This window comes from Paenibacillus sp. FSL R7-0331 (genome assembly GCF_000758645.1).
GTDB classification, from domain to species: Bacteria; Bacillota; Bacilli; order Paenibacillales; family Paenibacillaceae; genus Paenibacillus_AQ; species Paenibacillus_AQ camerounensis.
In genome coordinates, this window is record NZ_CP009284.1 from 6,833,471 (window position 1) to 6,852,223 (window position 18,753).

Annotated in this window: 15 protein-coding genes; 9 read left to right on the forward strand and 6 right to left on the reverse strand. The window is 49.6% G+C overall.

What is annotated here, in order from left to right:
* Window positions 1-1,614 carry a xylulokinase gene (locus tag R70331_RS29740; protein WP_042181789.1) on the reverse strand — a complete coding sequence of 538 codons (1,614 nt, stop codon included), beginning with the start codon at window positions 1,612-1,614 and terminating at the stop codon, window positions 1-3.
* 259 nt (window positions 1,615-1,873) lie between these two features.
* On the opposite strand from R70331_RS29740, the gene R70331_RS29745 reads away from it, so the two are divergent.
* Window positions 1,874-2,965, forward strand: coding sequence for a GntR family transcriptional regulator (locus R70331_RS29745; RefSeq protein WP_042181790.1), 1,092 nt, complete (start codon window positions 1,874-1,876; stop codon window positions 2,963-2,965).
* A 266-nt stretch (window positions 2,966-3,231) separates the two neighbouring features.
* On the opposite strand, the gene R70331_RS29750 is transcribed toward R70331_RS29745, so the two are convergent.
* From R70331_RS29750 to R70331_RS29760, 3 genes are read right to left on the reverse strand one after another with little or no spacing between them, the layout of a single operon-like run.
* Window positions 3,232-4,692 carry a PH domain-containing protein gene (locus tag R70331_RS29750; protein ID WP_042181791.1) on the reverse strand — a complete coding sequence of 487 codons (1,461 nt, stop codon included), beginning with the start codon at window positions 4,690-4,692 and terminating at the stop codon, window positions 3,232-3,234.
* The gene (locus tag R70331_RS29755; RefSeq protein ID WP_052419272.1) at window positions 4,685-5,170 is read right to left on the reverse strand and encodes a PH domain-containing protein; all 486 of its coding nucleotides are present in this window, start codon (window positions 5,168-5,170) and stop codon (window positions 4,685-4,687) included. The genes R70331_RS29750 and R70331_RS29755 overlap by 8 nt, the downstream gene beginning before the upstream one ends.
* Before the next feature lie 13 nt (window positions 5,171-5,183).
* A complete protein-coding gene (locus R70331_RS29760; protein ID WP_042181792.1) occupies window positions 5,184-6,062 on the reverse strand; it encodes a helix-turn-helix domain-containing protein in 879 nt (292 codons plus the stop codon).
* A 643-nt stretch (window positions 6,063-6,705) separates the two neighbouring features.
* Between R70331_RS29760 and R70331_RS29765 the strand changes: the two genes are divergently transcribed.
* From R70331_RS29765 to R70331_RS29775, 3 genes are read left to right on the forward strand one after another with little or no spacing between them, the layout of a single operon-like run.
* Window positions 6,706-7,515 carry a DUF2705 family protein gene (locus tag R70331_RS29765; protein WP_042181793.1) on the forward strand — a complete coding sequence of 270 codons (810 nt, stop codon included), beginning with the start codon at window positions 6,706-6,708 and terminating at the stop codon, window positions 7,513-7,515.
* Window positions 7,516-7,542: 27 nt separating this feature from the next.
* Window positions 7,543-8,463, forward strand: a complete 921-nt coding sequence (locus tag R70331_RS29770) for an ABC transporter ATP-binding protein (RefSeq protein ID WP_042181794.1) — start codon at window positions 7,543-7,545, stop codon at window positions 8,461-8,463.
* Window positions 8,460-9,428: a DUF2705 family protein gene (locus tag R70331_RS29775; RefSeq protein WP_042181795.1), complete on the forward strand. Its 969-nt coding sequence runs from the start codon at window positions 8,460-8,462 to the stop codon at window positions 9,426-9,428. The genes R70331_RS29770 and R70331_RS29775 overlap by 4 nt, the downstream gene beginning before the upstream one ends.
* Window positions 9,429-9,435: 7 nt before the next feature.
* On the opposite strand, the gene R70331_RS29780 is transcribed toward R70331_RS29775, so the two are convergent.
* Window positions 9,436-10,179 (reverse strand): glycoside hydrolase family 16 protein, encoded by a 744-nt coding sequence (locus tag R70331_RS29780; RefSeq protein ID WP_042181796.1) that lies wholly within the window; start codon window positions 10,177-10,179, stop codon window positions 9,436-9,438.
* A 175-nt stretch (window positions 10,180-10,354) separates the two neighbouring features.
* Between R70331_RS29780 and R70331_RS29785 the strand changes: the two genes are divergently transcribed.
* The 5 genes from R70331_RS29785 to R70331_RS29805 all read left to right on the forward strand — a co-directional run bounded on the left by R70331_RS29785 (window position 10,355) and on the right by R70331_RS29805 (window position 17,390).
* The gene (locus R70331_RS29785; protein WP_231576380.1) at window positions 10,355-11,251 is read left to right on the forward strand and encodes an ABC transporter permease; all 897 of its coding nucleotides are present in this window, start codon (window positions 10,355-10,357) and stop codon (window positions 11,249-11,251) included.
* Between the two features lie 15 nt (window positions 11,252-11,266).
* Window positions 11,267-12,151 carry a carbohydrate ABC transporter permease gene (locus R70331_RS29790; protein WP_042181799.1) on the forward strand — a complete coding sequence of 295 codons (885 nt, stop codon included), beginning with the start codon at window positions 11,267-11,269 and terminating at the stop codon, window positions 12,149-12,151.
* A gap of 24 nt (window positions 12,152-12,175) precedes the next feature.
* The gene (locus R70331_RS29795; RefSeq protein ID WP_042181801.1) at window positions 12,176-13,843 is read left to right on the forward strand and encodes an extracellular solute-binding protein; all 1,668 of its coding nucleotides are present in this window, start codon (window positions 12,176-12,178) and stop codon (window positions 13,841-13,843) included.
* A gap of 163 nt (window positions 13,844-14,006) precedes the next feature.
* The gene (locus R70331_RS29800; protein WP_042181803.1) at window positions 14,007-15,845 is read left to right on the forward strand and encodes a sensor histidine kinase; all 1,839 of its coding nucleotides are present in this window, start codon (window positions 14,007-14,009) and stop codon (window positions 15,843-15,845) included.
* A gap of 6 nt (window positions 15,846-15,851) precedes the next feature.
* Window positions 15,852-17,390, forward strand: a complete 1,539-nt coding sequence (locus R70331_RS29805) for a response regulator (protein WP_042181805.1) — start codon at window positions 15,852-15,854, stop codon at window positions 17,388-17,390.
* Window positions 17,391-17,460: 70 nt separating this feature from the next.
* Here the strand turns inward: R70331_RS29805 and R70331_RS29810 are convergent, their stop codons facing one another.
* On the reverse strand, window positions 17,461-18,630 hold the full coding sequence (locus R70331_RS29810) for a cobalamin-independent methionine synthase II family protein (RefSeq protein ID WP_042181807.1): 1,170 nt from the start codon (window positions 18,628-18,630) through the stop codon (window positions 17,461-17,463).
* Window positions 18,631-18,753: the final 123 nt, after the last annotated feature.

Here is an 18,753-nt window from a genome sequence, read left to right on the forward strand (position 1 = left end):
TTAACCCCTCCCGTTCTCTACCAGATGATCTACCGCAGCCTGCTCAATCGCCAGTCCTTCCACATACCGCTCCATGAAGAGCTCAAAGCCCTTAACGTCAGCTGCATCCGGATGAATGATCTGTCCTTCCGTATCCTTAAATACCTTGTTATCGAGAAAATCGTCCAGACGCTCCTGCTGCTCCCTGTTCTGCATGAACGCGGCCAGAATCGCCATCCCCCAGGCACCGCCCTCGCTGGCTGTTGCCATTACGGAGACAGGTACGTTCATCGAGGCTGCCACGATCCTTTGACCGACAACCGGCGTTTTGAACAAGCCGCCGTGCGCCAGAATGCTGTCGATTGCGACATTTTCCTTCTTGGTGAGGATATCCATCCCGATCTTCAGCGCGGCAAAAGCGGTAAACAGGTGCGTACGCATAAAGTTAGCCAGATTGAAGCGGCTCTCAGGCGAGCGGACGAACAGCGGGCGTCCCTTCTCGATGCCTGTAATATTCTCCCCGGAAAAATAACCGTAGCTCAGCAGGCCGCCGCCGTCGGCATCCGCCTCAAGCGCTTTGTTAAACAGCACGCTGAACAGCTTGCCGGAATCCGTCTGGAAGCCCATAGCCTCCGCAAACTCACGGAACAGGCCGACCCATGCGTTGATGTCACTGGAGCAGTTATTCGCATGCACCATCCCTACCGGACTGCCGTCCGGCGTAGTAACCATATCAATCTCCGGATACACAGCGGACAGATCGTTCTCTAGCACGATCATCGCGAACACGGAGGTACCTACAGAGATGTTACCGGTGCGTTTTCTTACACTGTTGGTAGCAACCATGCCTGTTCCGGCATCACCCTCAGGAGGGCACAGCGGAATACCTGGCTGCAAGTCCCCGGACACGTCCAGAATCGCCGCACCCGCTTCGGTTAGTACGCCTGCCTGCTCGCCTGCATGATACACCTTTGGCAAAAGCTCTCCAAGCTTCAAAGAATAGCCCTTGGCTGCTGTCAGCTCGTCGAACTGCTTGACCATTGCCGGATTGTAATCCTGCGCAGCTTCATCAATCGGGAAAATCCCTGAAGCATCGCCGATTCCGATTGCTTTCGTTCCGGTCAGCAGCCAGTGGATGTACCCGGCCAGTGTGGTTACAAAATCAACGTTCGGCACATGTTCTTCCTTGTTAAGAATCGCCTGATACAGATGGGCAATGCTCCACCGCTCAGGGATGTTGAACTGGAACTGTTCAGTCAGCTCCTTGGCCGCAGCTCCGGTTGTCGCATTACGCCAGGTCCGGAACGGAACCAGCAGCTCTCCCCTGCTGTCAAAAGCCATATATCCGTGCATCATGGCCGAGAATCCGATTGACCCCACCTTACTCAGGGTGACTTCGTATTTCTGCTGTACTTCCTGCTTCAATTCACTGTAGGCAGTCTGCAGGCCCTTGATAATATCATTCAAATCGTACGTCCAATATCCGTCAACCAGCTGGTTCTCCCACTCGTAGCTGCCGGAGGCAACCGTCTCAAACGTCTGGTCAATCAGTACCGCCTTGATACGTGTGGACCCAAATTCGATACCCAGCGAGGTTCCTCCCTCAAGTATCGCTTGCCTGATGTTCTGATCCATGCCCACGTTACTCCTCCCTAGCCAACCTGTTATAATTGCAATAATAAAAAGAAGGCGCTTCCCTTTAACAGCTCCAGTATAATTTTTTGTTCGTACATTTGTCAATACAACTTGTAAGATATACATACAAATTTGCTTTGTATTTATACATATGCGCCAGCAGATTATAATAAGCTAATATCTGTGTTACAATATGTACGTACAACTTTAACATAAGCTTTACATTCCGTTCTGAACTACCTCGAAAGAAGTGAGTCCGATGAAGACGAAATACCAGATTATTTTTGATGATATAAAAAGCAATATTCTATCCGGGGCCTACAGTGTGGGGGAGCAGATTCCTACCGAGCTGGCCTTGCAGGAGACGTACAATGTCAGCCGGCAGACGGTGCGCAAGGCGATCCTTGAGCTGTCTAATGAAGGTTTTTTGCGCAGCGAAAAAGGCTCCGGCACCTATGTCAGCAGCCAGTTCCGCTCCAAAGCGGCAGGCGGCTCCAGCAAGCGGACGATCGGCGTTATTACCACCTACCTCTCGGACTATATCTTTCCTTCTATTATCCGCGGGATTGAGGGGCGGCTGAATGAGGATAATTATTCACTGCTGCTAGCCAGCACCAATAATGATGTAGCCCAGGAGAAGAAGGCGCTGGAGATGATGCTCTCCTTCGGGGTAGACGGCCTGATTGTGGAACCTACGAAAAGTAACCTGTACAACCCTAACATCGCCTACTACCTGTCCTTCAAGGAGCAGGACGTGCCGTTCATCATGATCAATGCTTATTATGAGGAGCTGGAGGTGCCGTTCTTTTGCCTCGATGATGTGCAGTCCAGTTACCTTGCGACCAAGGAGCTGATCTCCAAGGGCCATACCCAGATCGGCATCATCGCCAAGATGGATGACCTGCAGGGCAAATACCGGATGAAGGGCTATATCAAGGCGCTCGGCGAAGCGAAGCTGCGGTTCCACCCGGAGCAGGTATTGTCCTTCGATACCGAGACTAAGCAGGTGCTGTCAGATAGCCTCAAGACATTCCTAAGCGAAAATAGAGAGATGCTGACAGCTATCGTCTGCTACAACGACGAGGTCGGCCTGGAAGCCGTCAATGTGTGCCGCCAGCTGGACATCTCCGTCCCTGAGGACCTGTCGATCATCGGCCAGGACAACTCCTACATTGCCAAGAACGCCAACATCAGGCTGACCACCCTGACCCACCCGCAGGAGCAGATGGGCCGCGACGCCGCCGAATGGGTGATCAAGAAGCTGCAGGGCAAAAAGGACCTGCGGAACAGCACCTACTATCAGCCTGTGCTGGTGGAGGGGGAGACGGTGCGGGAGCTGCATCTGCCTTAGCAGCAATGTATACAGAGTTTACTGGCTTATACACGAAAGGGAGTGCCCTATCAATTGGGGCACTCCCTTTTTTCATTCATTCTTATGACTTCGCTCGTTTAATTAGCTTTTGCATAATGAATCCGATTAGTGCAACTCCAGCGAAAGAGAACATTACTCCCTTATAATCGTACCAAAATAATCGTACCGCCAAAAAACCTAATAACCCTCCGTAAAGCATTATGCTTGATATTTTACTCATACTGTCTCCTCCCTTAGCAATCAGATTATTTATGCCGTAACCCTAACCAGGAGTAAAGCGGCTTGCAGCTACTGGAATGCAAATATTTAATCCGGTATTTTTTCTTAAATGCCGAGGTTCTTAATGTTATTACAATATCCCTTAATTTTCTGGACGCTTGCAGCGGTGTTTGAACATAATCAATTTGCTGAATACTGCTCCTGTTAACCAATACGGTAGTCCGGCTGATAAATCTTTTTGAAATGGATAACTGTTTGGCATGATTAAGAATGAAGAAATGGTCTTTATACTGCTGAAAGCTCCATAGAATGCTCAAAACAATAGAAGCAGCAACCAGTATCCAAAATAATGAAACCATCGAAGGCATAAACAGGACATAAGTACATAGGGCTATTCCCCCCACTGCGAGCAATTTAACAATAATAAAGCTCAAGAGTCCTTTATAGGGAGCACGGTAAATCCGTTGCCTAAAAGAAGAGTTGTGTTGCTTGTACAATATAGACAAGTCCCATTGTGGAAATATGCTGCTCAGAATACCGGAAATATCTTTGCGTCTGATCCACGGCATCAGTAAAGTGCTGCTATTCTCTTCAGCGCTGCTGCTGATACAGTCTAAATATACCGTACTTGTTCCCATGGCCTGCCGTAGAGGATTGTCTTCTATACGTATACCAGTAATATTCTTCAGTTTCACCTCAGCCAAGTGGGTATTTACGAGTCCTCTCATCACTTGAAGCTTATCGCCGTCCAAAGAAATACGAAACCGATGAAACCGGAAAATCGCGAGGAATACCGATACAATCAAAGTCGCTGCCAAGGTGAGGGCTGAGATCACTACGATTCTCCAAGCAACATGTAAATGCATGATATAAGCCTCAAGAGAAATAACATACTTGCTGTCACGTACGAAATCCATTTGAAAATAAACAAATAGTAGAATTGAAGCTATCGATCCAAGCTGCATACTGGATAGACCATACTTTACAGTTGACCATAAAGGTTGCTGCCACAAGCAGTGCTGATTATCACCTGCATAGTTTAGTATTTTTTTTATGCGTGCAGCTTCCCGCTCCGTGACTGCATAGAACTTAATTAGTGCTTTGCTGTCCCCGCCCTCTGTTTTTATTCTCATCTCTACAACATTAAAGAGACGTTGCCACAGTGATATACGTATGTCGATATTACGTATTTGCGGAAGAGAGACTGAGCGGGTGCTTTTCACCCAAATACCGCTATGAATGACTAGATGCCCGTTATCGAAGGCGTAACGAAAATGCTTCCAGTGTAAAAAAGATTTTATCAATCCGAAGATGAAGCTGACTATAATAATCCCTTTTACATTAAAGGACAACCTTGAGAAGTAATTCTCTTGCAACAGCATGTACACCACAGCGATTACAAGCGTGCTGAATATCTTTTTGAATGAACTTGCAAAAATAATGCTGGGATGAAGTCTGCGGGTGGCGTTATTCTGTACATCACTCATATTCATCACTCAGCAAAGCATGTCTTTTAATCTCCTCGCAAACCTTCTCAGCATGATCAGAAGAGAGATACTCTATTTCAATTGTGGACGCCGCTGTAACAATTTCTATGACAGACAGCTGGTATTTTCGGGCAACGGGCCCTTGCTTAACTGTAATATGCTGTATTCTGTTCATAGGAATTTGAGTCATCTGTCGAAAAAACACCCCTTCTGCAATAAACACCTCATGAGGTGAAACTTCGTAGCTCCATCCTTCATATTTCTTACGCATTAAAACAGTCGCACGCAGGACAGATAATACTATGTAAGATATAACTAGCATCAGCCATATTGGAAAAACAATGTTACTAGCATCCGTACGTGAAACTATTATATGTATGACGAAAAATAAAATCAGCACAATCGCCGTTTCGATGTAAACCTGTATACGCCAGCAATCCATGCTTTTCAAATCCAACTTGTGCTTTGCCTGTTTCATAATATCTCCTTTCTTAGCTATGCACCTTTTGGCTTCGTATAACTTTAATGTATTGGAGAGGGGCATCACTAGAATCATAGGGACAATATAGACTACAGAAAATATTAGACATTGCTTTTGATATATCGTGAATTTCCCGGTTATTGATATTATTCTCCAAAACTTTGGCTCTAAGTTTATAAAAATCAGACATATACATCATGTAATGCATATTAACAGAATGCTGAATCCCCATGTTAATCGTTTCTAATGTATTCTTGTACTTGTTTTCCCGATAAAACGCATCCGCCTGGTCGTAATAAACCTTTGACTTAAAGGCATTAAATTCAAGACATTCCTTTTGCTCTGCAAGTATTTCTTCAAATTGGGATTGGGCAGTAAAATATGAACCCTGGTCAACATAGATGTTTGCAATATCGTTATGGAGAACATCCTCCATATAGTGATGGTAAAAGATATTAGATTCTATCATCTCGGATAGCTTTTTAAGCGTTTCTTCCGCAGTTAACTTTTTTAAATAGTACTGGGCCAGCGTATAAAAACGGCAAAAGTTTTGCCTTATTTTAGGTAACATTTTTCTATTTAGCTCTGACTTACAAATGGTTATAATTTCATCATAGCTTTTGTTATACAAAAGAAGATCCAAGTCATAAAAAAGTAGGTCATAATAATCCTGCCGCTCATAAATCAGCTTTTTTATTAACGATGTAAGCGGCACTTTTAGTCTGATAGATAATTCGTATAAGATGTCGATACCCGGCAACACCTGACCCTGCTCAATTTTACTAATTAAGGCTTGAGTACATAGCTTATTTGCAAGCATATTCTGAGTAAGCCCTCTCTTTTTGCGCAAATAACTAATCTCATTCCCAAATCGAACCTGATCTAACATTTAAGACATCCCACCTTAACTTTTGGTATGTAACAACTACGCCCCTAAATAAATAAGATTCTAGGCTAGTATACGCAACAATTTACATATTTTTCATATGGTGTTAAACATATCATTAAATATAACAATATTCAATACGAACATATTTGTACTTTTTTAAATATATATGAATATTAATATACTTATATCAGCATTAAACATTTTATATTTTTTGATAAAAACAGCATATTAATAGTCGTTTCGTTGATAAATATGATATATTTTGAATCAAAATGAAGAAAACCCTTTTATTTCCTGCGTGCTATATTTCTCTCCGGGGCCACCAACAATTTGATTTTTAGGAGATGAAATGTATGTGGGGTTGGGTTAGACGAGTTGTCAGAGAAGTTGTTAGACGTAAAGAACAGATCTGGAACGGGATTAAAAAAGTATGGGAATGGATTTGGGTGGATGTTGTAATCGAAACGGTTACCTGGGTTTGGGAATGGATTTCTAACATCCTATAATATGCGGATCTTAAAGGCCAATAAGAATGAATCTACAGATTCATTCTTATTGGCTATTGATTTATTATGGAAAATTTATTATATACAGGATATAATTTCTTTATTTAATCAGCACTCTTACCCGGGAGGATCACAACTTGTCTTATTTTATAGGTTCCTTTAAGAATGAATGGATGAAAAAAAGAAAGCGAATTAGCTTGTTCATCCTGATCCTTTTCGCCTTTTTCTCAGGAATATTCATTCTCTCTTTCTTCAACGGCAATAGTGCAAACACAGCAGAACCTGCCGTACAAACGGCTCTGCAGCGTCTAAGCGGCTCCATGTCGGGGGTATATCTTTCATTTCTATACCCCATCATCATGATTGGGATTGGAGCCGATCTTTTTTCGTCTGAGCTAAGCTCCGGGACGATCAAAACGATGCTGCTTCGTCCCGTCGGTAGGCTGACTATTCTGCATGCCAAACTGGCTCTGCTCTTCAGTTCATCCCTATTGCTCTTATTTTTCTCCTATCTTCTGATCTATTTGTTCAATCTGCAGCATGGCACAGGTGATTGGGGAGCAGCTATAAGCATCTGGGCGGGTAAGGAGTATACCGTTCCGATGTGGTTCTGTATCCTGTTTGCTCTGCTATTAAATGCACTGACGCTGGCAGCAGTATCTTCCATAATCATATGCATTTCATATTTCATCCGGAATGCCGGCTTGGCTGTTACTCTGACCATGCTTGCCATCGTATTGCCGAAGCTATGGCTTGCGCCCCTTCAAGGGAATCTGCCGGTCAGCCGCTATTACTTCAGCCAGCACTTGGACCTGGTATCGATTCTTACAGGCAATTCCCCGATCGATACAACACTGAGAATGTCGGCTGTCGTTCTGTCGGTATCCGGATGCCTTGCATACCTGTTAGTTGCATGGCGCATCAAGAGGGAAGATCTCCCTTGCTAAACTTTGAATGAGGTGAGTAAACGAACAATGGAACATACGCGAGTGCTGGAGGTTCGTTCCGTATCCAAACGGCTCGGAAAACGGGATATCATTAAGAATTTATCTTTTGAAGTAAACAGAGGAGAAATTGTCGGTTTTCTGGGGCCGAACGGCTCGGGAAAAACAACATCCATCCGGTTAATAACCGGGATGATTAAACCTGACAAGGGCGAGATTAAGGTGTGCGGCTTTAATATTCACACGGAATTTACTGAGGCCATGAAGAGAATCGGAGCCATAGTTGAGCAGCCTGCCCTCTACGGGTATCTGTCAGGAATGGAAAATTTGCTTCAAGCAGCCCGCATTAGCGGTGAACGGGTCTCTATGGAACAAGTGAACTGGTGCGTCCAGACGGTTCAGCTTCAGGAACGGATATCTGAAAAGGTACAGCGGTACTCGCTGGGTATGAAGCAGCGGCTTGCAATTGCCCAGGCGTTGCTTGCCTCGCCAAGCTTAATTATTTTGGATGAGCCCACTAACGGTCTTGACCCGGCTGGCATTATTGATATGAGATTGCTTATACGCGAATTACGGGATAAGACTGGAGTATCCTTTTTTATTTCCTCCCATTTATTAAGTGAGATGGAGCATTTATGTGACCGGGTTATCGTTATTGATAACGGAGAAACGCTGGCCATGCAGGATTTAGCTCATTTGCAGCCGGCGGCTATTGCTTTGTCCGTTGATCCCGAACAGCTTGATGAAGGCGTCCTGCTGTTGAAAAATGCGGGGTTCCAGCCTGTTATCCAGGATTCCAAAATTATTCTTGAGATGGAAAAAAATCAAATCCCGGAATCAGTTAACTTATTGTACCAGCAGAGGATTTATGTATATAGTATCGAGCACAGTAAGCAGTCTCTGGAGGATTTCTTTCTTAACACAACCCAAAGCAGGGAGCGGTCTACGTGAGTTACTGGAGAGGGATTCTTATAAATGAATGGATCAAGCGAAAAAAACGGGTTGTTGTCATTCTTATTACTTATACAGTTTTCGTATTTGCCCTGCTTATAACCGAGTGGAATATGAGAGATGCTTCAGCGCCGGCGGTCCATAATGACGACTGGCGTCCGCAGCTCGAATTAAAAATTAAACAGCTTGAAACCCAAATACAGCTGTTGGACAGCGAAGATACGGTCCGGAAACAATTAAACGGCCAGCTGGCTATAGCCGGTTATCAGTTACAGGCAAACATCCCGCCAGAGCCTAAAGGGGCTGTTCATTGGATCAACAGTGACACCGGCGGAATGCTTATTAAGTACATAATTCCCTTGATTATCATCATCATCGGCGCTGACTTATTTACAGCCGAAGGCTCTGCCGGCACGATTAAGCATCTGTTGTTAAGCCCGATGGGAAGGACCCGTTTATTCTGGGGCAAGCTACTATTTCTAATCGTGCTCTCATCCTCAGTGCTGCTGTTTATTCACACGCTTTCGTTCACCATCGGTCTGCTGAAGGATGGAAGACTGGGCTTTATGGATCCTTATGCAGTGCTGAATCAGGCCGGCATTCCTGTTACCATGCAGAGCTGGAAGCTCGCGATAGCAGGCATCGGACTCAACCTTTTATCGGTGGCGACCGTTTCAAGTATTGTTCTCGGGGTATCCTTGCTGCTGAGCGCCTCCTCTTCTTTTGCCGTATTGATGTCGTTTATCATAGTAATGATATTGGATTCATTCCTGACGATGCTGCGCAGCTACACTGCGATAATCGATTATTACCCGATCCTGCATCTGGATCTGGTCTCGCACCTCTACGGCGCCTTTACGGGAAGTATAAATCTGGCCGGCTCCTGCCAGATCCTGATTGCAACCATCCTGCTCTGTACTGCCGGAGGATGGCTGCAGATGAAGCACAAGGATTTCATTAGCTAATTACAGACTATTCATACAGCCAAATCCCCGCCACCGTCATCACCCCCGGCAGGCTGTACTCATCCACCGCTGCATTGTTGTCGTACCATCCGCCCAAGGCCAGGTTGAGGATCAGATAAAATGGCTGGTCAAACGGCATGCCGGGCTCCAGCCGGCGCTCGGCGAAGCAGTGGCCGTCCACCAGCCAGCGGATGGAGTCCGCCCTCCACTCCAGGCCGTAATCACGGAATTGATTAACCGTGCCGTCTTCAAGCTCGTAGGTAAACTCCTCGACTACCTTGCTGTCCAGATCCTTGCCATAGTGCAGTGTACCGGCAATCTCCCGGGGCAGGCGGCCCTTGGCCTCCAGAATATCCAGCTCACCGGACGCCGGCCACAGGCCGTAGGCATATTCCTGCGGCATCAGCCAGATTGCCGGCCACAGGCCCTGGCCCACGGGCAGCTTGGCACGGATTACGAGCCTGCCGTAGCAGAAGGAGAAGTGGTTCCTTGTATCAAGACGGGCTGAGGTGTAGCCGAAGCTCCGCCCGTCCTGCTCTATTTTTTCACGGCATGCCCGCAGGTTCAGCCCTTGCTCATCAAAGTAAAGATTATTGGCACGGCCTGTATAAAACTGCTGCTCATTATTGCCCCAGCCCGGATAGACGGGCTTATCATTCAGGTCGAGCAGATCATTGCCCGTCCGGATGTTCCAGAGGCTGAGATCGCCCCCGTTCTTTACAAAATCCTGCTCCCACACCAGCTTGCTCATCGCTTGGCACACTCCTCTCATGTAAACACAGCATACTGCATTTCGGATCACGCATATCGGAATCCAAAAAATTGGGATGGCGGCAAAAACGGTGGCCTTTTTTTCCTGCGCCTTTTTTCTTACGATGAAGAGGAAGGGAGGGACAAAAGACATGTTTCGATTCCGGGGGGAACAAATGAAAGCGTTTTTTAGACAGTGGCAGCTGCAAAGCATGGTTATTCCGGGCATTGTCTGGATGGTTATTTTTTGTTATCTTCCGATGTTCTGGCTCGTTATCGCCTTTATGGACTACAGTATCGCGAAGCCCATGCTTGAATCGCCGTTTGTCGGGCTGAAGCATTTTGAAGCCTTCGTGAGTGATGACCGCTTCTGGCGTTCGATCCGCAATACACTGGGGATGAGCAGCATCAAGCTGATCTTAGGCTTTCCGATTCCGATTCTGTTCGCGCTGCTGCTTAATGAAATCCGCAGCCTGCGCTTCAAGCGTACGGTGCAGACCATATCGTACCTGCCGCATTTTATCGCGTGGACGATCTTCGGCGGGATTGCGCTCAACTGGCTGGGCGAAGGCGGTGTTATCAATCAGCTGATGATGGCGATCGGGCTGCAGGACCGCGAGATTCTTTTTAACAGTGATGCCAAATACTTCTGGTGGATTACCTTTTTTACCGATACGCTGAAGGAAACAGGCTGGAGTGCCATTATCTACATTGCGGCTATTTCGGGCATTGATCCCGGATTATATGAAGCTGCGGAGCTTGATGGTGCAGGACGCTGGCAGCGGATGTGGCATATTACCGTGCAGAGCATCCGTCCAACAATCGCTATCCTGTTCATTCTCGCGGTGAGCGGTATTCTGGGCAGTAATTTTGAACAGATTTTTATGCTGAAGAACAATATGAACATGAAAATGGCGGAAAGCCTCGACCTGTACATTTACAACATGGGGCTTGTGTCAGGACGGCATTCCTTCTCCACAGCGGTGCTGTTTGCCCGATCCATTGTGGCGCTGGGGCTGCTGTTCATGGCGAATCAGACATCCAAAAAACTGACCGGGGACAGTATCTTCTAGAAAGGGGGCAGACCGTTGAAAAGTCGCACAGGCTTACGGAGCATCGGCGTATTTGAAGTCTTCAACACCCTGCTGATGCTGGGCGTATGCTTTCTCACGCTGTATCCGATGTGGTTCGTACTGATTAACTCGCTTAACGCGCCGGAGCAGGCGCTGCTGGGCACCGTCAACTGGTTCCCGGAGCAGCTGTCGCTGGCGAGCTACAGTGTTGTTTTTAATGACAAAACGATGATGAACGGGTTCCTGATCACCACTCTGCGTACTATAATCGGCTCGGCGGCACATGTGCTGTTCACCGCCATTATCGCCTATGGCCTGAGTAAGACGACGCTGATCGGACGCAAGGTGTACATGAAGGTGGCCCTGGTGACCATGCTTTTCTCTGGCGGACTCATTCCTACGTTTATTCTGATGACGAAGCTGGGGCTTTATGATAACTTCTGGGTGTTCGTCATTCCCGGCATGTACAGCTTTTTCAATATGGTGATCTTTATGAGCTTCTTCCGCACCATTCCTGACAGTCTGGAGGAGTCGGCCAAGGTGGACGGGGCATCGGACTATGGTGTGCTGTTCCGGATCGTACTGCCCAACAGTATGGCTGTAATCGCTACCATCTCGCTGTTCTCAGCCGTCTATCACTGGAATGACTATTATCAGGGCGTTATTTATATCCGTTCGCAGGACATCCTGCCGCTGCAGACGATCCTGTACAAAATCATCGCCGAAAACTCCATGTCGTTCATGCAGCAGCAGGCCATGGCCCAGTTCGGGGCAAGGCTGCCCGGCAACTCGATCAAGTTCGCCTCCATGATGGTAGCCACACTGCCGATTCTGCTGTTCTACCCCTTCATTCAGCGTTATCTGGTCAAAGGGGTTATGATCGGCGCAATTAAGGGATAACCAAACTGAAAGGATGATCTTCTAATGAAGCGTAAATCCGTTAAAAGAAGTCTGACCCTGCTGCTGACTGCAATGCTCTCGCTGTCCCTGGCTGCCTGCAGCGGCAACGCCAATAACGAAAGCGCGCCGACAGCCGCACCTCCGGCTGACGCTACAGCCGCACCGCAGGAAGAAGCCACACTGAATCCCGATGAGCCGGCCTGGAAGCTGGACACAAGCCCCATTGACCTGACCTGGTTCGTCGGAGCCAACTGGTACGCCCATTCCTGGGGGGAGAGTCTGACCTCGAAATACGTTACGGAGAAAACCGGCGTCAACGTCAAGCTTGAAGTGCCTTCCGGTGAAGCGAATGAGCATATCACCCTGATGATGACCTCCGGCCAGCTGCCTGACCTCATCTCCATGGGCTCCTGGGAAACCGCTGTCAAAAAGCTCTGGGAAGGCGATCACGTCTTCGCTCTGAATGAGCTGGCCGACCAGTATGATCCTTACTTCTACAAAGTAGCCGGCGACGGCACGCTGAAATGGTACCGCCAGGAGAACGGCAACACCTACGGGGTTCCGAATGATTCCTACAGCCCGAATCTGATGCATGAGACCGGCATGACAGCGGCCAATCAGACCTTCCTGGTGCGGAAGGATCTGTATGAGGAGATGGGCAGCCCGGACCTCAGCACACCGGAAGGCTTCCTGGGCGCATTACAGCTGCTGAAGGATAAGTATCCTGAATATAAGGGCCAGCCAATGAGCCCGTTTTTTGCCCAGGGGAATGTGCCTTACGGGATGACTGAATATCTGCAGAATCTGCTCGCTGTCCCGCATGAAAAAGACGGCAAGGTGTATGACCGCGTAACCGATCCCGAATACCTCACCTGGCTGAAAACCTTCCGCACCGCTTATGAGCGCGGACTGATCAACGTCGACTTCCTCGTGGATTCGGATACACAGGTGGAGGAGAAAACAAACAACGCCCGCTATTTCATGATGATCCGTGAATGGACCGGCATGACAGCGGTGAATCCGCTGCTTGCTGCAAGCGCCAACCCGGATTCCTACTATATTGCTGTAGACGGCCCGCAGAACAGCAAAGGCGACAGCGCTAAGCTGTTCCCCGGCAACATGGACGGCTGGATGGTCACGATGATCAGCAAATCGAACAAAAACCCGGAACGGGCAATCCGCTTCCTCAGCTATCTCGCCAGTGAAGAGGGGCAGCAGGATCTGTTCCTCGGCAAGGAAGGCGAAACGTGGGAGACTGTGGACGGCAAGCCTCAGCTGAAGGCTGATATGGTGAACCTGATTGCAAGTGATATCGAAACATTGGAGAAGCAATATGGCGTGCTTGATACGTACTGGATGATGCGTAACCCGGTTATCGTGAACCAGTGGAGACCGGAGAAGGCACCGGTAATCAAACAGATGGAGGACTTTGCTAATGCCCAGGCTGATATTGACAGCGGCATTTATAAAGGCCTTGACCCGCTGGGCGATTCCGAGGTTGCGGTAGCATGGTCACGGATCTCGCAGAACTGGGAGGAAGTGCTGCCGGAGCTGATTACAGCCAAGGACGAGGCTGCTTTTGACAAGGTGTTTGCAAGCTTCCTGGAGCGCCGTGACGAATACGGCTTCCAGCAGGTAACAGAATTCCGCCAGGCCGGGCTGGATGCGCGGAAAACCAAAATGGCAAATTAGTTAATAGAGATGCCGGCTGCCTGAGGGTGGCCGGTATTGCCTGCTTATACAGAGTCCTTTGCAGCACCTGCTGTGGAGTCTCCTGTGAATAGTTAGATTTTGCTGATTACCTGCCTGTATTTTTGTAATACATGGTATATTACAAATATGGGGAGGTATGGGAATGAAGGCCGTACAGACAACAATAAGGAAGCTTTACCGCAATTCACGGATCTCGCAGAAGCTGTTTCTGGCCTTCAGCCTGATGATTGCCATCCCGGCTATCGTCATATCCTTTTTGTTCATCCGCACGCAGGAAGCCCAGCTGTACAAGGATGCCATGGCCGAGGGCAGCAGTCATGTGTCCCGCCTGGAGGGGCAGCTGCGCAGCCGGCTGACGATGCTTGAGAACGCTTCCTCAACTGCGCTGACGCAGAAAGGCTTCGTGGATTTCATCCACTCTGACATGCAGGCTGACGGTCTGCAGCTGGTAAAGTTCCGGCAGAACCAGTATGAGCAAATGCATAATATCATTCAAAGCTACGATCTGGTCAGCCAGCTCAGCTTCTATGTCGATAACCCCGGCCTGCACGAAATATGGCCCGAAATCTACCGTTATGACCGGTTTTGGCCGCAAGATTACTGGATGACGCTGCGCGAGGAGAACGGGGCGGCGTTCCGCTTATTCTCCTTGCAGGAAGGCGAACACACTTTATCTTACTATAGGCTGGTCCGGCTTCAGGGCAAGCAGAATGAACGGCCGACCATTATGGAGATCCGGGCCCGGCACAGCGCGATTTTCAGCGATTTACTGGAGGAGAGGGACGGCAGCTTTTTCTCCGTCGTTATGGATGGAAGCCAGCCATCCCGCAATGTGTATAATGCCGCGCATGCGTCTGCTCTCGTTGCAGAAGGGCAACTGGACGATATCCTTACCCGCGTCCACAGCCGGCTGGATGTGCTGCAGCATGATGAACCCGTTCAGGTCACTTCTGGCGATCAGACTTACTATGCATTGTACCGGTACATCGCACCGCTGAATGCCTATATTGTCGACATCACCTCCCATCAGGAGCTGATGAAGGGGCCGCGGAGCTGGTATTTTGTTGTGGTGGCTATTACCCTGTGCGTCCTGCTGATGATGATGGTCATGATCTCCTATATGACGCGGCGGATCTTCCGCCGGCTGGAGATGGTGCTGGCCTCCATGCGCAAGGTGCGTCAGGGACAGCTGGATGCCAAGATTCATACAGGGCTTAGCGATAGTGATTCCGGTGATGAGATTGATTATGTCGCTGTCAGCTATAACAGCATGCTGGACGAGATCCAGCGGCTGATGACTCAGGTGGTTGATAAGCAGCTGATCGCCAAGAATGCGCAGCTCCATTCGCTGCACTCGCAGATCAACTCCCACTTCCTGTACAACGCGCTGGAATCGATCCGGATGCGCGCGGAGGTAGAACGGCAGCCTGCGATCGCCGGAGCACTGGTATCGCTGGGCTCACTGCTGCGCTACAGCATGCAATGGCGCGGGGACACTGTCAGCCTTGGCGATGAGCTCGCCAATATCCACAGCTATATCCGCTTCATTAACTTTATGGAGGGAAGCAGCTTCGAGCTGCGGGCCGAGCTTCTGCCTGAGGTGCTGCGCTACCCGATCCCCAAAATGTGCATGCAGCCCATTGTCGAGAACGCCGTGCATCATGCGGCACCGCCGGGAGGGAGCGTAGCCATCGAAATGAACGTGAGCGTGGAGAACAGCTTCATGCTGCTGATTGAAATCCGTGACAACGGTACTGGCATTGATCCGCAGACGCTCAGCCGCCTGCAGGAGGAGATGGCCGATGAGTCCGACCGGCCGATTGTCGCCAGCCGCAACGGGCTGGGACTGGCGAATGTGCATAAACGGCTGCAGCTGCATTACGGCAAAGGCAGCGGGCTTTCGATTGAGAGTGTACAGGGTGCTTACACCAGTGTCACCATATGTTTACCTTGGGAGCAAGTCAATCTGGGAGGATGGTAGAAGTTGATGAACCTGCTGATTGTGGACGACCAGAAGCATATCCGCGACGGGCTGCAGGCGATGGTGAGCCAGTTCCCGCAGCAGCCGGACAGTATCTATAGCGCCGCTAACGGTATTGAAGCGCTGCAGCTGCTCCGCCGGCACAGCATCCAGCTTGTCATTACCGATATCCGCATGCCCGATATGGACGGCCTTGAGCTGATGGCCCGGACCCGGGAGGAGCAGCTGACCGTCGATTATCTGATCATCAGCGGCTATGGCGATTTTGCTTATGCCCAGAAGGCAATCGGCCTGGGAGCAAAGGGTTATCTTCTCAAGCCTGTAAACCGCGAGGATCTGCAGGCCTCGGTGGAGCATGTGTGGCAGGAGGTCATAACCCGGCAGGCGTTGTCGCGCGACATGGAGCAGCTGTCCCGGATGGCCCGGGAGACGGACCGCAAGGAGCTGAGCCTGTACATGCAGGGCTCGGCCTACGACGAGGCGTGGACTTTCGGGACGGAGCAGCAGCATCCGGAGCTGTGGGGCAGCTACCGGCTGTGCCTGCTGAGCGAGGAACGGCGGATCAACCAGCCGGGCGCGAGCAGCGCCCACAGCATGGAGTCCCTCGCCTACAGCGTGTACGGCAGCGAAGGCTGCATCTGCCTGCAGCGCCGCCCGCATCTGATTCTGGCGGTAGACGCCGCCGCAGATACGGGGAAGCTGCCTGAGGCGCTTAAGGCTGCGCAGATCGCTGCAACGGCAGCCATAACCGGGCCGCAGCGGGGCTTAAAAGCGCTGCCCGCCGCCTATACGGAGGTGCAGGAGCTGCATAAGCACAGCTATCTGTTCCCTGAGCTGCGCTGCATTCTGCCGGAGAAAACGGTCGGGCTGGTGCAGCAGTGGCAGCTCCCTCATGAGGAGCTGTACGCCCTGTTCCGGTTCATCGGAGCGGATAGCGGCAGCCGGATTGCGGAAGGCATCTCTATGCTTTTTCATAAAAATGTACTGCAGCGCTATCACATCGGCTATACGGAACGGCTGTGCCGGGCGGTGGTGCAGATGCTGGAGGAGTACGAGTGGGTGATCCGCCCTTACATGGGCGAGGATGCGCTGGATATTGATCCGCTGCGCAACCTCTATGATCATCCGGGCATCCGCGAATATATTCAGGCGCTCCAGCAGCAGATGCTGCGGCTGAGCCAGTTCTATCACGAATTCAAGTGCAGCTACCGCAACTCGCAGGACCTGAACGAGGCGATCCGCTTCATCCACGAGAATTACCACAAGCCGCTCGACCTTGCGATGGTGTCCAACCATGTGTCGCTGAACTACGCTTATTTCTCTAACCTGTTCAAGAAAAATGTCGGCAAGGGCTTCGCCGAATACCTGCGCGATGTCAGGCTGGATAAGGCGCGCCGTCTCCTGGCCGAAACGGAGTACAAGATCGTCGAGATCACGCCGCTGGTCGGCTATGAAAGCTACAAAAGCTTCACCCGCGCCTTCCGCGAGGTCATGGGCATGCAGCCCACGGAATACCGGCAGATGGTGCGGCGCAAGCAGGGGTAGCGGATGGTTTTCACAGAAAAAAAGGCCTTACTCCAACGAAACGCTGGGTTAAGGCCGTTCTTTTCATAACCTATACAGACTGGGTCTGCCAATATTGCTTGGCGATCCGCTGCCCTTGATTGATTTTTGCCCATTGCTCGTCTTCCGTCAGCTCATTACCGCCGTCACAGGAGGCAAATCCGCACTGATGGGAGAGATACAGCCGGTCTTTATCAATAATGGTCGCTGCCTCATTGAGCAGTCTGACTACACGCTCTTCATCGTCCAGTGTGTTGGTCTTGGAGGACAGCAGGCCGAGTACGATCTCGGTATCCGGGCGATCCTTGAAGACAGCGAGAGCTTCAAGCGAGCCTGCACGCTCATCATCCCACTCCAGGAAAAAGCGGTCATACTTCAGCTGCTTCAGGAACAGGTTGGCAATCTTAACGTACGAGCCCCCGCCCATGTTACGGGAATCATAATTGCCGCGGCAGTTGTGCGTCCACACCTTCAGCCCCAGGCTATGGCCGTAATCAATCACGGTGTTGTTAATATCAATGAATTCAGTGGCAAGCGCCTGTACTTCCTCCTGATTGATGTTTTCGCCGGTATACGGGGAGTTCGGGTTATCGTCTGCAAAAAGCTCCCATAGGCAGTCGTCGAACTGAATGATTTTGCCGCCAAGCGCAGCGAATTCACCTACGAATTCCTTATAGGCCTTAACGAGGCCATCCTTAAGCTCCTGTCTGTTCTTGTAAACAGCATCCTTGCCGCCAATGTTGTCAGACCAGGACAGCTCTCCAAAAATATGCGACGGGGAAGGGACACATAGCTTCGTTTCACGGTCACCGGCATGCTCCTGGAACTCTTTAAATATTTTGATAAAATGATGGTTCTTCCCGCTCAGCTCGCCTGTAATCCGCAGGCCGATATCCTTGCGTGTCTCATATTTCGAAGTTCCATCATTATCCCGGAAAAAGTACCCGTGATCCGCGATGTAACGCTCAACCCCTTCAAAGCCCCACACAAAATCCAGATGCCACATCGATTTCGAATACTCACCGTCCGTGATTACCGACAGGCCGTGCTCGATTTCCTTGTTCACTACATCCTTAATTGCCTCAGCCTCGCAGCTCTCATAGCCCGCAAAATCCTGATAAAACGGATAGCTGATATCATCGCGGTGCTCGATCTGCGTTTTATATTTTAACAGTTCCGACGGCCGTAACAGGCTGCCTACAATTTGAAATTTATTACACATGATAAAATCCTCCTCTGTTATGCTCGCATCAGGTTCTTCGTGCTGTGATTGTAGCATGCGGCTGAGGCCGGCCGATAACACCTAAATGTCATATCTGGTTATAGGGAGGGGCTATAGCTCCCC